This is a genomic window from Methylophilus sp., assembly GCF_052173275.1.
GTDB lineage: Bacteria > Pseudomonadota > Gammaproteobacteria > Burkholderiales > Methylophilaceae > Methylophilus.
Map to the genome: position 1 here is coordinate 140,760 of NZ_JBQMUL010000002.1, position 15,966 is coordinate 156,725.

General features: G+C 53.5%; 15 protein-coding genes. 5 read left to right on the plus strand and 10 right to left on the minus strand.

The window, feature by feature from the left end:
• Positions 1–4 precede the first annotated feature (4 nt).
• Positions 5–943, minus strand: a complete 939-nt coding sequence (locus tag ACTS9Y_RS02175; protein ID WP_442584374.1) for a LysR family transcriptional regulator — start codon at positions 941–943, stop codon at positions 5–7.
• 186 nt (positions 944–1,129) lie between these two features.
• On the opposite strand from ACTS9Y_RS02175, the gene ACTS9Y_RS02180 reads away from it, so the two are divergent.
• The 4 genes from ACTS9Y_RS02180 (at position 1,130) to ACTS9Y_RS02195 (ending at position 4,178) form a co-directional block, all read left to right on the plus strand.
• Positions 1,130–1,882 carry an electron transfer flavoprotein subunit beta/FixA family protein gene (locus ACTS9Y_RS02180; RefSeq protein WP_442584375.1) on the plus strand — a complete coding sequence of 251 codons (753 nt, stop codon included), beginning with the start codon at positions 1,130–1,132 and terminating at the stop codon, positions 1,880–1,882.
• Positions 1,879–2,808, plus strand: coding sequence for an electron transfer flavoprotein subunit alpha/FixB family protein (locus tag ACTS9Y_RS02185; protein WP_442584376.1), 930 nt, complete (start codon positions 1,879–1,881; stop codon positions 2,806–2,808). Before ACTS9Y_RS02180 ends, ACTS9Y_RS02185 begins: the two co-directional genes overlap by 4 nt.
• 63 nt (positions 2,809–2,871) lie before the next feature.
• A complete protein-coding gene (locus ACTS9Y_RS02190; protein WP_442584377.1) occupies positions 2,872–3,654 on the plus strand; it encodes a ferredoxin--NADP reductase in 783 nt (260 codons plus the stop codon).
• A gap of 56 nt (positions 3,655–3,710) precedes the next feature.
• Positions 3,711–4,178 carry a GNAT family N-acetyltransferase gene (locus tag ACTS9Y_RS02195; RefSeq protein ID WP_442584378.1) on the plus strand — a complete coding sequence of 156 codons (468 nt, stop codon included), beginning with the start codon at positions 3,711–3,713 and terminating at the stop codon, positions 4,176–4,178.
• On the opposite strand, the gene ACTS9Y_RS02200 is transcribed toward ACTS9Y_RS02195, so the two are convergent.
• From ACTS9Y_RS02200 to ACTS9Y_RS02210, 3 genes are all read right to left on the minus strand, one after another.
• Positions 4,175–5,593 carry an MFS transporter gene (locus tag ACTS9Y_RS02200; protein WP_442584379.1) on the minus strand — a complete coding sequence of 473 codons (1,419 nt, stop codon included), beginning with the start codon at positions 5,591–5,593 and terminating at the stop codon, positions 4,175–4,177. The two genes, ACTS9Y_RS02195 and ACTS9Y_RS02200, sit on opposite strands and share 4 nt — an antisense overlap.
• Positions 5,594–5,711: 118 nt before the next feature.
• A complete protein-coding gene (locus ACTS9Y_RS02205) occupies positions 5,712–6,503 on the minus strand; it encodes an SDR family NAD(P)-dependent oxidoreductase (protein WP_442584380.1) in 792 nt (263 codons plus the stop codon).
• Between the two features lie 23 nt (positions 6,504–6,526).
• Entirely contained in the window at positions 6,527–7,606 is a 1,080-nt protein-coding gene (locus ACTS9Y_RS02210; protein WP_442584381.1) for a zinc-binding alcohol dehydrogenase family protein, read from the minus strand.
• Between the two features lie 98 nt (positions 7,607–7,704).
• Here ACTS9Y_RS02210 and ACTS9Y_RS02215 point away from each other — a divergent pair, with 98 nt between their 5' ends.
• The gene (locus tag ACTS9Y_RS02215) at positions 7,705–8,616 is read left to right on the plus strand and encodes a LysR family transcriptional regulator (RefSeq protein WP_442584382.1); all 912 of its coding nucleotides are present in this window, start codon (positions 7,705–7,707) and stop codon (positions 8,614–8,616) included.
• Here ACTS9Y_RS02215 and ACTS9Y_RS02220 read toward each other — a convergent pair.
• The 6 genes from ACTS9Y_RS02220 to ureE all read right to left on the minus strand — a co-directional run bounded on the left by ACTS9Y_RS02220 (position 8,606) and on the right by ureE (position 15,766).
• The gene (locus ACTS9Y_RS02220) at positions 8,606–9,538 is read right to left on the minus strand and encodes a response regulator (protein WP_442584383.1); all 933 of its coding nucleotides are present in this window, start codon (positions 9,536–9,538) and stop codon (positions 8,606–8,608) included. The genes ACTS9Y_RS02215 and ACTS9Y_RS02220 overlap by 11 nt on opposite strands.
• Positions 9,535–12,972 (minus strand): hybrid sensor histidine kinase/response regulator, encoded by a 3,438-nt coding sequence (locus ACTS9Y_RS02225; RefSeq protein WP_442584384.1) that lies wholly within the window; start codon positions 12,970–12,972, stop codon positions 9,535–9,537. The genes ACTS9Y_RS02220 and ACTS9Y_RS02225 overlap by 4 nt, the downstream gene beginning before the upstream one ends.
• Positions 12,973–13,211: 239 nt before the next feature.
• Positions 13,212–13,775: a HupE/UreJ family protein gene (locus ACTS9Y_RS02230; RefSeq protein ID WP_442584385.1), complete on the minus strand. Its 564-nt coding sequence runs from the start codon at positions 13,773–13,775 to the stop codon at positions 13,212–13,214.
• 162 nt (positions 13,776–13,937) lie between these two features.
• On the minus strand, positions 13,938–14,591 hold the full coding sequence (ureG, locus tag ACTS9Y_RS02235) for an urease accessory protein UreG (RefSeq protein ID WP_442584386.1): 654 nt from the start codon (positions 14,589–14,591) through the stop codon (positions 13,938–13,940).
• Positions 14,588–15,271: an urease accessory protein UreF gene (locus tag ACTS9Y_RS02240; RefSeq protein WP_442584387.1), complete on the minus strand. Its 684-nt coding sequence runs from the start codon at positions 15,269–15,271 to the stop codon at positions 14,588–14,590. Before ACTS9Y_RS02240 ends, ureG begins: the two co-directional genes overlap by 4 nt.
• Positions 15,272–15,766: an urease accessory protein UreE gene (gene ureE / locus ACTS9Y_RS02245; RefSeq protein WP_442584388.1), complete on the minus strand. Its 495-nt coding sequence runs from the start codon at positions 15,764–15,766 to the stop codon at positions 15,272–15,274.
• Positions 15,767–15,966: the final 200 nt, after the last annotated feature.

The window sequence follows — 15,966 nt, forward strand, 5'->3', positions numbered from 1 at the left end:
GCCATCAGGCAATCGCCGGGATATCGATCAGGTCACTGCGCGCTGCGCCTTGGGTGAACGCCTGACAAAACGCCAGAAACTGGCGGATACCGCCGGTTTGATATTTTTGCCTGTGCCACAAAAAATAAAAATTCCGGTGAAACTGCAAACTATGGTTTTCGATAGGCACCAGGCTACCGCGACGGAACGCGTCCTTGAGCGCCAGCCTGGAGATGCAGCCTATGCCCAGGCCAGATTCCACGGCACGCTTGATCGCCTCGGTATGCTCCAGCTCCAGCGTGATGTTCAGCCTGGAATAATCCTGGCTGAACGCGCGGTCAAATGTCTCGCGTGTGCCTGAGCCTTTTTCGCGGACTATCCATGGCTGCAATAATAAATCAGACTTGTAGATGGTTTTACCAGTCTGTGCGATTTTCGCCAGCGAATGCGACGGGGCGGCAAAAATCACCAATTCATCGGCGATCCATGGCGCTACGGCAATATCCGGGTGATTACATTCGCCCTCTATCATACCCAAATCCAGTGTATGATTCGCAATTTGCTCAACGATGGTGCGCGTATTTTGCACCTGTAGCTGGATATGACTTTGCGGGTATTGTTGCAGGAATTTAGCGACCAATAATGCAACCAGGTAATTACCGACAGTGAGCGTGGCGCCTATTTTCAAGTGCCCGTAACCCTGCTGGCCATGTAGCATGCGTTCAATCTCACGGGCGCGGTCCAGTAACTCCACCGCTTTGGGCAGTAGTTGCTGGCCAGACTCATTGATACGCAAGCTTTTGCCGACGCGGTCAAACAGCTGGATCTCAAATTGTTTTTCCAGCTCGATCAGCGCGGTACTAGCGGCAGATTGCGATAACGCCAATTGCTCGCAGGCGCGTGAAACGCTGCCAGCGCGACTGATAGCGACAAATATCTCCAACTGCCTGAGGGTATATTTCATTGAGATGATAACGGTACTGTCATTAGGCTATACACGCCAATATTGAGCGGCATCAAATCCATCTAAAAAACAGATATATATTATTATAATAATCAATTTAATAAATATTATAAGCTAGCTTAAAATGCTCGGCAACGTGCAAGCAATTTTTTACCAAATCAAACGTTCTATGAAAGTATTAGGTTTATGAAAATATTGGTGGCGATTAAACGGGTCGTCGATTACAACATCCAGGTGCGCGTCAAGGCAGACGGCTCGGATGTGGAGATTGAAGGCGTGAAAATGGGCGTTAACCCATTTGATGAAAACGCGATTGAAGAAGCCATCCGCCTGAAAGAAAAAGGCATTGCGACTGAAATCATCGCCGTCACCATTGGTGGCGCTGCCAATCAGGATATTTTACGCCACGCCCTGGCCATGGGTGCAGACCGCGCCATGCTGGTAGAAACCCAGGAAACCCTGCATTCACTGGGCGTCGCCAAAGTATTGAAAGCCGTGGCAGAGCGTGAGCAGCCGCAGCTGATTTTACTCGGCAAGCAAGCGATTGATGACGATGCCGGCCAAACCGGCCAAATGCTCGCTGCGTTGCTGAAACTGCCGCAAGCGACTTACGCTTCGCAAATCACCATTGCCGATAACCAGGCCACTGTAGTCCGCGAAATTGATGGCGGCACACAGACACTGGTGGTCGACCTGCCTGCCGTGATCACGGCTGACCTGCGCCTGAACGAGCCGCGCTACGTAAAACTGCCTAATTTGATGATGGCCAGGAAAAAACCGCTGGAAAACATCCCGCTCGATTCGCTCATCGTTACTCTCACCCACAATGTGCAACAGTTGAAAGTAGCCGCGCCACCGGCACGCCCTGCTGGCGTGATGGTGAAAGACGTGAATGAGTTATTAAGCAAACTGCGGACACATCAAGGGATTATTTCATGAGAACACTGATCATTGCCGAACATGACGGCCAGCATTTAAACGAACAAGTAGCCCGTGCCGTAACTGCGGCGCAACACTGGCAACAGCCGGTTGACGTGCTCATCGCTGGCGCACAACCAGAAACACTGGCCGCACAAGTGGCTGCCCTGCAAGGTATCAGCACAGTGTTAGTCGCCACTGACGCGGCCTTGCAACATCCGACCGCCGAGCACCTGGCTGATATCATCGTGCCGCTGGCCGCCAATTACAACGTGGTGCTGGCTGCACACAGCGCCTTTAGCAAAAATGTGCTGCCACGCGTGGCCGCGTTGCTGGATGTGAACATGCTGTCCGACGTGCTGGAGATCCAGGATCGTAATACTTACGTGCGTGGCGTTTACGCCGGTAACGTATTGGCAACCGTGCATAACCAGGATGCAACACAGGTATTAACCGTGCGCGGCAGCAAATTTGCGGTTGCTGCTACAGGCGCAACGGCCGAGATCAAAGCGATTGACACACCTGCAGCACCACAAGGCAGCCGCTGGGTCTCCGAAGCCTTCAATAAATCCGAACGCCCTGCCCTGACCGCGGCCAAAGTTGTGGTTTCCGGTGGCCGTGCTTTAGGCAGTGCTGACGCTTTCGCCCAGGTCATCGCACCACTGGCGGATAAATTGCATGCCGCGATTGGCGCCAGCCGTGCCGCGGTAGATGCCGGTTACGCGCCGAATGACCTGCAAGTGGGCCAAACTGGTGTAGTGGTCGCGCCTGAGTTGTATATCGCTGTCGGTATATCTGGCGCGATTCAGCATGCTTATGGCATGAAGGACAGCAAGGTGGTGGTCGCAATCAACCAGGACCCGGAAGCGCAGATATTCAAGATTGCTGACTACGGATTAGTGGCTGACTTGTTTGAAGCCGTGCCAGAACTGACAGCTGCGTTATAATAGTCGCTTAGAATAAACCCTTTAAATTCAAATCCTTTGCCTAGTCGCGAGTAAAAATAAGACATGAGTAATAAAAAATATTCCACCGAAACGATCTTGAGCGTTCATCACTGGAACGACACCCTGTTTAGTTTTAAGGCCACGCGCGACCCAGGTTTGCGTTTTGAAAACGGCCAGTTTGTGATGATAGGCATGGAAGTAGACGGCCTGCCGCTGACCCGTGCTTACAGTATCGCCAGCCCGAACTACGAAGAACATCTGGAGTTTTTCAGCATCAAGGTACCTAACGGTCCGCTGACTTCTCGCCTGCAGCACTTGAAAGTGGGCGATCCGCTTTTAGTGAGCCGCAAACCAACAGGCACCCTGGTGACGCACGATTTGAAACCAGGCAAAAACCTGTATTTCTTCTCTACCGGTACCGGCCTGGCCCCGTTCATGAGCCTGATCCAGGATATCGAAGTGTATGACCGCTTTGAAAAAGTGATCCTGATTCACGGTGTGCGCTATGTGAATGAACTGGCCTATGCCGACTTTATCAGCCAGGAGTTACCAAATAATGAATTCTTTGGCGAAGAAGTGAAAAACAAGCTGATCTACTACCCGACAGTGACACGTGAGCCGTTCAGAAACCAGGGCCGTCTGACTGACCTGGTTGAAAGTGGCAAACTATTTGAAGATATCGGCCTGCCGCCACTGAACCCGGAAACAGACCGCGCCATGATCTGCGGTAGCCCGGCGATGCTTAAGGATACTGCCGACATGCTGGACAAACGTGGCTTCAAGGTTTCACCACGTATCGGTGAGCTCGGTGACTACGTGATTGAAAAAGCTTTCGTAGAAAAATAAGCCTTCATCAAAAAACTAGCACAGCCATATGATCGCAGTGTGCAGATATCTAAAGTATGAACAAGATATCTGACACTGCGATTTCTTTTGCGCCAGCGCAACTGGCTGACCTGCCTGCATTAAACGCCCTGCTCACATTGCTGTTCTCGCAAGAACACGAATTCACGCCTGATATCACCGCCCAGCAACGCGGCCTGAGTGCCATCCTTGAGCAACCGGACACCGGCCGTATTCTGGTGGCAAGACATCAGGGTGAAGTGATTGCCATGGTGAGTTTACTCTTCACGATTTCTACCGCTCTGGGTGGCCGTGCCGCCTTACTGGAAGATATGGTCGTGCACCAGGCATACCGTAGCCAGGGCATAGGCTCGCAATTGCTGGCATATACCCTGGCGTTTGCACGTAGCCAGCAGATACTCAGAATGACCTTGTTGACTGATCACGACAATATTGCCGCCCAGCAACTCTACCAACAGCACGGGTTTGAACCGTCCAGCATGCAGGCCTGGAGATTGAAACTTTAACGCCTGGCGTCTTTCATGCCTGTGGCGACTATAATCGCCAGCACAAACACCACAGAAAGTAACAAAAAGCCCTGCGCATAAGCCTGGAAGATGCCGGCAGCACTGGCGCCACACATCTCTTGCCGCCACTCGAGAAAAACCGCCATCATGGTCACGCCGACCACGCCGCCTAATTGTCTGGCATAACTGACGACCACAGAAGATTGCCCCAGATGTTGCGGCTCCATTTCATGCAAGGTGGCGAGATTGAGTGCGGGTAGTATCATGCCCAGGCCTATGCGGCCAACCACAGTGGCGGCGACGATCTCCCAGTATTGCACCGTATCGGCAGCGAAGACAAACACCAGAAATGAGGCGCCGAATATCGTTAAGCCTGCCAGCGTGATGCGCCTGGGCGAGAGTTGATCCGCCATACGCCCGGCAAATGGAATGGTCAGCACCAGCGCAATGCCGGAAGGCAGCAGTAGCAGACCGGCGTCGGTTGCACTGAAAGACATTGCTGTTTGCAAAAATACCGGGATTAGATACGTCGAGGCAAATAAGCCAAAGCCATAGGCAAATGCCACGAAAGTACCGCGGCTGAATGTAGGCCGGGAGAACAGGTGTAATTGGATAATCGCATGCGGCAAACGATGCGCATGCCGGATGTAGCAAGTCATGGAGACAACCAGCAAGATGGCATAGCCCCAGGTCCAGAATGCGGCCACCCCACTATGGTGCAAGCTGGACACAAACTCGATTAACCCTATCGAGGCAGCCGATAACCAGCCAAGGCCAGCCCAGTCAAACGGTTGTACTTCTCTTTTACGCGGGGCCGGCAACCAGATGCGGGCAGCGATCAGGGCCAGAAAAGCAAACGGCACACCTAACAGGAAAATAGCCTGCCAGCCAAACTGGTCCAGCATCCAGCCACTGATGGAAGGCGCGATGGCAGGCGTAAAAGCAATGCCGACGATCAGGATGCCAGACGCGCGTCCCTGAATGTTGGGTGGAAACAAGCGCATCAACGCCATGATACCCAAAGGTTGCAACACGCCGGCTGCCAGTCCTTGCACCAGGCGTGCAATCACGACGTGCACAAAGGTATGCGAATAGAACCCGGCGATGCTGGCCGCGATCAGCAGCCACAATGCCGCCATAAACACACGCCGCAAGCCAAAGCGCTCCAGCAGCCAGGCGGCAGGTAGCATGGCGATAGTCATGGCAGCCAGGAAGGCGGTCATCGCCCATTGCACATGGTCCTGGCCCAGATGGAAGGTTCTGGTGAGCGCTGGCACCGCCACATTAAAACTGGAGGTGCACAACACCCCGGCAATGGTGCCAAGGCCGATGATGCATAGCACCATCCATTTATATTGCTCGCCATAGTGTTGCGCTAGTGCGTCAAAGGAGTGTGCATGCCGGAACAACCGCATCAAGTCTAATCCGTGAATGATCGATGATGGGTGACATTAACATGCCCGGCCAGCAGAGTCACCCTGCCTGGCACGACATCAACAGCAAAAGCGCCTGGCCGGGAGAGCGAATAGCAGGCTAAAACGCGCTTTTGATCACGCCGCCATCGACACGTAAAGCGGCGCCAGTAGTGGCTGAGGATAAGGGGCTGGCAATATAAGCCACCAGACTGGCGACTTCTTCTGTGCTTGCAAAGCGTTTGATCAGCGAGGTCGGCCTGACATGCTCAAAAAAGTCCTGTTCAAATGCCGCTTGCGATTTGTTTTCTGCTTGCGCCAGCGCCTCAACGAAATCGCCAACACCACGTGAGCGCGTAGGCCCGGGCAATATACTGTTGACGGTGATCTGCGTGCCAGCCAGTGATTCTGCCAGGCCGCGCGCCACTGCGATCTGTGCAGATTTGGTCATGCCGTAGTGAATCATTTCCGGAGGGATCTGCACCCCGCTCTCGCTGGAGATAAACACGATCCGGCCCCAGTCTTTTTGCTTCATACCCGCCAGGTAGAGCCTGGCCAGGCGTACGCCACTCAATACGTTCACATCAAAAAAACGTAGCCAGTCGGCATCAGGGATATCTTCAAACGCTTTCGGTTCAAAAATACCCAGGTTGTTCACCAATATATCGACTTGCGGATAGCGGGAAACCAGAGCCTCTGCCACAGCGGCCTGTGTCAGATCGCCTGCAAAACCCGACACCGCTTTGCCAGTCGTTTGCTGGATGTCCGCAACTGCCTGCTGCACCGAAGCATCGGAGCGGCCATTGATAATCACTTCTGCGCCTTCCTGTGCCAGCAAACGCGCAATCGCCAGGCCAATGCCTGCCGTAGAACCGGACACCAATGCTTTTTTGCCTGCCAGTTGCAAGTCCATATGTTTTCCTTTAGCTGTCGTGTTTAAAAACCTTCAAGAACAATTTTGCCTATAGATTGCGCCTGCTCTATCAAGGCATGTGCTCGACGCAGGTTTTCCGCATTGATCCTGCCAAGATGCTGTTGCACGGTGGATTGAATCTGCCCCTGTTCCACCATTGTAGCCACCGCATTCAATATCTCATGTTGCCTGATCATATCCGCGGTGCCAAACAGTGAGCGTGTAAACATCAGTTCCCAGTGCAAAGAAAGACTTTTTTTCTTGAGCAGACGCACATCGATCAACTCCGGGTCATCGATCAGTGCCAGCTTGCCTTGTGGCTTAAGCATCTCAATCATGGCAGCAAAATGCTGCTCTGTCTTGTTCAGGCCAATCACGTAGTCTACCGCTGGCAAACCCAGTCGCTGTAATTGTGCTGGCATGTCCTGCTCTTTTCCAGCAGCGCTATGATCGAGCACATGATGGGCGCCCCGTTGCAACAACCAGTCACGGCTCTCAGGCCGTGAGGCGGTGGCGATGATGGTTAAATCAGTGAGCTGCTTTAATAGCTGGATCAGGATAGAACCAACGCCACCAGCAGCCCCGACCACCAGTATACTGGCCTTGTGATCTTCACTGTTGGGCGGCAATCGGTCATGGAGTAACTCCCAGGCTGTCACCTGGCAATCCAGCTTGCTCACCTGCAAGCGGTCAAACAGCAACTCCCAGGCAGTAAGTGCCGTTAATGGCAAAGCAGCGGCCTGGCCATAGGACAAGTTGGCAGGTTTGCGACCGACTATACGCTCATCCACCAACTGATATTCGGCGTTGCTGCCCGGGCGGGTAATCGAGCCAGCATACCAGACTTCATCGCCTGGCTTGAAAAGTGTCACCAGCTCACCCACCGCACTGACCACCCCAGCCGCATCCCAGCCCAGCACTTTGGCCTGCCCTGAGGGCGGCGCACTGCCGAGACGCAGTTTGGTATCCACCGGGTTGACGGATACCGCTTTCACTTCCACCAGCAGGTCATGCCCGCTGGCCGTTGGTATAGGCAGCTCGATCTCTTGTAATGCGTCGGCTTGCTGCACAGGCAAGTTTTGATAAAACCCAATCGCTTTCATACGTGTGTCCTTTATTGATTCACTGCACGTATCTTACATTTACGATTATCAATAAAAAACAATGTATTATTTGATTATTAATCAATAAATTATTAACAATGATTACCCTTAACGATTTACAAGTATTTGTGACTGTCTGTGAATATCAGGGATTCTCTGCTGCCAGCAAGGTGCTGGAGATCAGCCCTGCTGTCGCCAGCCTGGCGTTGAAGCGCCTTGAGCAACATCTGGATACGCAATTACTGGTACGCTCTACGCGCCATGTGGCACTGACCGAGGCCGGCCAGCGTTACCTGCCATTTGCCAAAGCCACGCTGGATACCATGCGTGAAGGCCAGCAAGTGTTACATCAGGAACAACGGGAGATCAGTGGCCGCATGACGATTTCCGCACCTTCGGATCTAGGTCGGGGCATACTGAGAAAACTGATAGATCAATTCCAGCACCAGCATCCCAAGCTGGAAATCAAACTACTGGTGAGCGACAAAGTCACGCATCTCTACCAATCAACGGTAGATATGGCGATACGCTATGGTGTCCCCGACGATTCAAATTTATTCGCCACTTCCCTGATGCCCGCCAATCAACGGGTGATTTGCGCCAGCCCTGAATACTGGGAATTGCATGGCGTGCCAGCACACCCTGAAGAGTTGCTCAACCATGCATGTCTGTGTTTTATGCTGGAGAGCGCCGTGCACAACCAGTGGCGGTTTGAACATCATGGCAACGTGATACATGTCAAAGTGTCTGGCAGCAAAGTCACGAATGATGGTGAGATCGTTCGTCAATGGGCATTGGCCGGATACGGCATCGCTTACAAATCACGGCTGGATGTGGCTGAGGATTTGCAGGCGGGCAGACTGGTGGCAGCGCTGACTGATTATGAAGCAGAACGTGCGCCGCTCAACGCGATGACCACGCAGAAGCCTGGGCAATTACCCAATGTGAAGCTGCTTATCCAATTTATAAAGCAGGAACTGGCGGCAAAAGGTCATGCCGTTAAAACTTGATTTTTGAAGTTACCAGCGAAGCAGCCGCGGTCCTGGTTTCTACACCCAGTTTCTGGAACACATGCTCAAGATGTTTATTGATGGTGCGCGGGCTGGTGCCCAGGATCTCGCCGACATCCTTATTGGTTTTGCCTTTCACCGTCCAGTACAACACTTCCGACTCACGCTTGGTGAGCTGGAATACTTTACCCAGTGACTCGATCTGCAACTCATCAGAGTGCTCGCGCAACACGATCACCCATTGCTCTTCACTGGTGTTGGCCACGGTCAGGCTGAGCCGCGCATTGCCCTGATTGACACTCAGGGTTTGCATGCCCTGCCCGGCGGCGAATTGCTGCACACAGCTTTCCAGCCACTGGTAAATCATGGGCGGCAGGGTTTGCACTGCGCTGTAGGCTTCTTTGGCTACCCATTCGGCAAAATACTGTTCCAGATATTGCTTGGCTAACGGCGTCTGCCATACCAGCCGTTTATCCGCCGGTAAAATGGCGATGGTGGCCTGACCAAACGCGTCTAAAGCCGAAGTGGCCTGATGCATTTTGGTGGCATTCTGCACATGCGCTTTCACGCGCGCCAGTACTTCTGCCGGACGTACCGGCTTGGTGACATAATCAACCCCGCCGGCATCAAATGCCATGGTCACATGTTCGATCTCGGTCAGGCCGGTCATGAAAATCACCGGGATATGCTGGGTTTCAGCCGTGGATTTGATACGTCTACAAGTGGCAAACCCATCCAGGCCTGGCATCATGGCATCCATCAATATCACATGCGGTTGCACCAGATGCGCGACCTGCAAGGCCATTTCGCCGGAATTGGCAACGCAAACCTGATAGCCCGATTCATCCAGGGCGTCATGCAGATAAGCCAGGTTTTCCGGCACATCATCCACAATCAGGACGGTATAGTGTGGGTTGGTCATTTCGCATCCTCAATCAGGCGCTGCAGTGTAGCAAAATCAAAGCGTTCCATGGCCGCATTCAGCGCGTTAATCAATGTTTGGTGGTGTGAGTATTCGCGTGTCAGTGTCGCCATCACCTCGCGCGCGCCTTTGACATAGCCAACCTTGGCAAACTGCATCAGGTTATCCAGCAAGGCTTCGGGGATCGCTTTAGTATCGACAGGTTCAATCGCCACGGCAGACTCGGCGACTGAAAGCGCCTGTCGGTCCAGGCTGCTATCCACATAGCGCCAGGTCAGGCCAAGCCGGTGCCCCACCCAATCCAGCACTTCGTCCAGATTGACCGGTTTGACAAAGAAATCCTGTGCCGGGATCTTGGCCTGGTTGTCCAGGCTGCGGTCATAGGCATTGGCCGACACGATCGCGATCGGGATCTGCGAGTGATGCACCTCGCGGATGATATAAGCGGCTTCCCAGCCGTCCATCACCGGCATGGCCAGATCCATCAGTATCAAATCGGCCTTCACTGCCTGGTACTGGTTCACACAGGCCTGGCCGTTAGCCGCCTCGTGGATGATAAAGCCCAGTGGCTGCAAAGTGTCGCGTAATAACTCGCGGTCTGCGTCTTCATTATCCACTACCAGGATGGTACGTGGCGGGCCTTCATAGCCGGTACGCTGGCGCACTGCCTGTTTGGACAAATGCGCCGTTTCGCGGATCTGCGGTAAAAACAAACGGATATCAAAACGCGTGCCATAGCCAACCACGCTATCGAAATGGATCTCGCCACCCATCAGTTGCGTCAACAGCTTGCTGATGGTCAGGCCCAGGCCAGTGCCGCCTATGCCGACCACATTGGCCGCGCTGCCACGCTCAAACGGCTCAAATATTTTCTCCACCTCATTCGGCGCAATGCCGGGGCCGGTATCCTGTATCTCGATCTGCGCAATTTCGCGGGCATAGCTGATGCGGAAAGTCACACTGCCTTTGGTGGTGAATTTCACCGCGTTGCCAAGAATATTCACCAGTATCTGCATCAGGCGTTTATGGTCTGCCCGCACATATTCAGGCAGGCTGCCGACCTGTTCAAAATGAAAAGTCAGGCCTTTGTTTTGCGCCTGTATCTCAAACATGCTGACGATATGCGTGATGAATTCAGGGAAATGCAGCGGCTTGACATCAAACGCCATTTTGCCGCTTTCAATACGCGCAATATCCAGCGTACTCTCGATCAGTGACAGCAAATGCTCACCACCACGGCTAATGGTTTTGATCGCCTGCTTGCGGTGGTCCGGGATGCTGTCATCATTGGTCAGCAACTGCGCATAACCCAGGATACTGTTGAGCGGCGTGCGCAACTCATGGCTGATACCGGTGATGTAGCGGCTTTTGGCCTGGTTGGCCTCTTCAGCCAGGCGACGGGCTTTTTGCAACTGGGTATCGGTTTTTTTGTGCGACTCGATCTCTTCCAGCAACAGCCCGGTTTGCCGGTTGGATTCTTCCTGCGCCACGCGACGGCTGGCAGAAGTAAGTACCAGCCACCAGGCGACAATGCCGCCCAGAAACAGCAATGCGACAAATACCTTGAGATAACCCAGGCGGAAGCGCCGCATCAGCTCAGGCGATTCCTGGCCTATGGTCAGCGAATCATGCAGGTAAATCAAACCTATAGTGGCGCCGAACAACAGCATGGCAATGACCATCAGCAACAAAAAATGGGCAACACCCCCATTCAGATGCGGCCATAAGCTTTTTGGCAGAATCTTGCGGTTCAGCGCTTCCCACTGCGCACTCAGTCGCGCCTGCGGTTTACAGGCATCATGACACCTGGCATCCAGGCAGCAACACAGCGAACAGATCGCGCCGCCATAAGCCGGGCATTGCGCCATATCACTGAGTTCATATTCGCGCTCGCAGATGACGCATTGCTTAGTCGCGGCGGGTTGCAGATAGACCGGCCGTTGCCTGGCCAGGTAATACTTGCCTTTGGTATACCAGGCGATCAGCGGCGATAACAACAGCGCGGTGAACAATGAAATAAAGGTAGAAAAGGATTGCGCCACTACCCCCATAAAACCGGTATAGGCAGCGATAGACACAGCCGAAGCAATGAACATTGCACCGACGCCTACCGGGTTGATGTCATATAAATAAGCGCGCCTGAACTCTATGCCTTTCGGGCTTAGGCCGAGTGGCTTATTGATCACCAGATCAGCCACCACTGCGGCAATCCAGGCAATGGCAATATTGGCATATAACCCTAAAATCTCTTCCAGTGCCTGAAACACATTCAGTTCCATCAACACGATGGCGATCATCACGTTAAATGCCACCCAGACTATGCGACCAGGGTGACTATGCGTGAGCCGGGCGAAGAAATTAGACCACGCCAGTGAACCGGCATAGGCATTGGTCATATTGACCTTGATTTGCGAGACACAGACAAACAGTGCTGTCACCGCCAGCGCGATCTCGTGGTTGCTGAACACATGCTCAAAGCCCACCAGGTACATATGCGTAGGGTTGACTGCTGAACTCAGCGGCATGTCGCGGTTAAATACCAGATAAGCCAGCAAGGCCCCTGCCAGCATTTTCAGCATCCCCAGGATCACCCAGCCAGGCCCGGCCAGCAATACACCCAGGTTCCAGCGCCAGTAATTCTCTTTAGTGCGCGCGGGCATAAAACGCAAAAAGTCCACCTGCTCGCCCACTTGCGGAATCAGCGCCACACCCACCGCAGTCGCCGCGCCAAACATCAACCAATTGAAATGCCCGCCGTTGGCAGATACACCGGCAAAATCACTCAAGCGGCTTAACACATTCGGGTCTGCGCGCAGAATCGCGAAAAAAGGCAGGAACATCAGCGCGATCCAGATCGGCTGCGTGATCATCTGGATACGACTGATCAGCGTCACGCCATGCGTCACGAGCGGAATCACGATCAGCGCGCTGACCAGATAACCCAGATATAGCGGCAAATGGAAATAGAGTTCCAGCGCATAGCCCATGATCGCCGCTTCCAGCGAAAACAGGATGAACGTAAACGAAGCGTAAATAAACGAAGATATGGTCGAGCCTATATAGCCAAACCCGGCGCCGCGGGTCAGCAGATCCATATCCAGCCCGTACTTGGCCGCGTAATAGCTGATAGGCAACCCGGTCAGGAAGATGATCGCACCTACCGCCAGAATCGCCCATAAAGCATTGGGGAAACCATAATTAATGGTGATCGTGCCGCCAATCGCCTCCAGCACCAGGAAAGAGATCGCACCCAGCGCGGTATTGGAGACGCGAAGAATAGACCACTTGCGGAAAGCGCGTGGCGTGTAGCGCAACGCATAATCTTCAATTGTTTCGTTGGCTACCCAGTTGTTATAGTCGCGACGGATCTTGACGATACGCTGTATCGGTTCGGCAGTGACTTCAGCGGATATTCCGGCAGACGGTATAGACAATCAAAACCCTTAAAGAGGATAGGTATTCAGAACGCAGCAATGACGATGCCTTGACACAAGGCCATAGCGCTGCCCGAAGCTATCTTAAAACGGGCAGGCCAATCAATCACTACGTTAATTGACGCAGGCGGCTAAGGCAAGAATACTGACAGGGCTTTACATTTAGATCAACACAATAAAAAAGCGGACCTGCATGATCCGCTTTTAAAACTACACTGTGTGGCGTGGAAATTACTGGATCAGGCCACCAGCCAGTAAGCCCCCAGGCCCATCATCACCGCACCCAGCAGCCGGGTCACCATTTTAAGCCATGGTTGCTGCTGCCGGCCCAGCACCCAGCCCAACCCATGCAAGCCAGCAGTCGCCAAGACCATGCCGCCCAAGGCATTCCAGCTTTGGCCCAGCTCTGTACCATGCACATAGCCATGGGCCGCCGCTACCAATGCCACCACTGAAAATTGTGCCCCTCTGGAGAATTGACCTTTAACAATCAGCAAGCCACCCATCACCAGCACACTGGCCGCGACCAGTACTTCAGCCAGTGACATCGGCAGCCAAACCATGGCCAGCGCCGCAAATACCGCCATCACGCTGACAAACAATACAGGCAACTGCCAGCCCTGCTGCGCCGGACGCCGCGCCGCCCAGATACCCAATGACAACATGACCAGCAAATGATCCCAGCCCGTCAGCGGATGCAAAAACCCGCTCGCAAACCCCACCTGCAAATCATGCCCCGGATGTGCATATGCAGAACCTGAAACCACGCTCGCCCCGATAGCTAACAGAATACTTTTTTTCATTAAATCTTCTCCCACAGAATTGTAACTATATTACTTAGCTCGCCCATGAACACGCTACTCAAAGCTGAACGCTGCCTGTTTGTGGCAAGGCGCATGGGCGCAGACAGTACAAATAGTACGGCAAGCCCATGCAACACCGCCACAGGCAGGCAGCGTTCAGCTTTATTGCATGAGGCCTTGTTTTTCGATGAAGGTGATGATCTCCTCCAACCCCTGCCCACTCTTCAGGTTACTGAAAATAAACGGTTTTTCACCACGCATGCGTTTGGCATCCTGAGCCATCACTTCCAGCGAGGCGCCAACCATAGGCGCCAGGTCTATCTTGTTAATCACCAGCAGGTCTGACTTGGTGATACCCGGGCCACCTTTGCGCGGGATCTTCTCGCCTGCCGCCACATCAATCACATAAATGGTTAAATCCGACAGTTCAGGACTAAACGTCGCCGCCAGGTTATCGCCGCCACTTTCGACAAACACGATGTCCAGTGTCTGGAAACGTTTGCTCAATTGCGCGACCGCTTCAAGGTTCATGGACGCATCTTCACGGATGGCCGTATGCGGGCAGCCGCCGGTTTCCACGCCGATAATGCGCTCGGGCGACAAGGCTTCGTTGCGCGTCAGAAACTCGGCATCTTCCTTGGTGTAGATATCGTTGGTGACGACGGCGATGTTATATGCCTCGCGCAAGCGCTGGCATAGCGCGAGTGTCAGTGCCGTTTTACCGGAGCCGACCGGGCCACCGATGCCTACGCGTAATGGCTCTTTAAAATCAGTGACTGCCGGAGTGGGAGTATCAAACTGGGTATGTATTTTCATGATCTGAATAACCTGCTGTATTGTGTTTCGTGTTGGCAACCGGCGATGCTGAGTAAAGGGTTGAAATTACTCATGGCATCGTCAGGTAAAGCCATGGCGCTCGCTACCACGTGTGGCAACTGTTCACCCATGGCGAATAAAATGGTTTGTCCGGCAACCTGACCTAACGGCACTGTTTTCATGGCGGCACTGGCCTGGTTCTCCAGCCAGCCCCAGGCGTAGCCATGCAAAGCCTGTTCAGGCGGAATCTGCCAGTGATGGGCAATCGCGGCGTATAAGGTGGGAAAAGCCGGCGATTCCAGGGTATTTACCTGCGCGACTAATTCCTCTGACATGGGTTTCAGGTCATTCAGTAAACGGCGCAGGGAGTAGCCCATCTGCCGTGTTTCAGCCCAGCCTTCTGCCGTATCGCGCCCGGACTGGTAAAAACTGTCCCACTCACGCACTGCAACCAGGTCACCTGCCTGCCATGCCTGGTATAAACGATATAACACCGGCAACTCGAAGCGCGCCTGGTAGATCTGCAAACTATCACTGATCCAGGCCTGGGCCGAAGCCACATCTTTCACTTCGCCTGATTCAATCGCCCACTCCAGCCCTTGCGAATAGCAATAGGCGCCTACCGGCAGCATAGGGCTAGCCAATTGCAATAAACGGCTTAATGCGAGGGCATTGGCCATCTAGCTACCCTGCCCTTTGAGACGCGGACGCAAGGATTGCAAGCCATCGTCTTCGTGACCGTGCCTGTGGCCACCGCCGTAAGCACCGGCCTCCGGTTCAAATGGCGCCTGTACTTCACTCACCTGCATGCCCAGCCCCACCAGCATATCTCTGAGCACATAGTCCTGCTCCAGCCGCAACCAGCCATCACCAATCTGCAGCGGCACATGCCGGTTGCCCAGATGATAAGCAGCCCGCATCAGGTCGCGTGGCGTCGGTGCGATCACGTTATACACCGGCTCTTGTGCAGCCACGATCTGCACCACCAGCTTGCCATCTGCAGACTGGATCAAATCGCCACCGCGCAGAATAATGCCGCGGCTTAAAAAAAGTGCCGCCTCATTACCTGAGGCCAGCGTCACGCGCAGGCGACTTTTCTGCCGCAGGTCAAAAGGTAATTCTAGCGTGTCATCGATGTGGCCGCTGACAGTGATACGTTCAGTTAAATGAATCATAAGAGCTCAATTAAAAATCAATGCGCGCGGGATAAAGTGCAAGGCATCCGGAACGCAGAAACCGGACAACTAACGCAGTGTTGCGGCGTAGGCTAACTCGCGTAGCGATGTTAAACGAAGTGGCCGAAACCAATGTACATGTAGTACATGAGGATTTCGAAAACGCAGTTTCAGTGTACGGTAACCTTAAGGTTATGCCG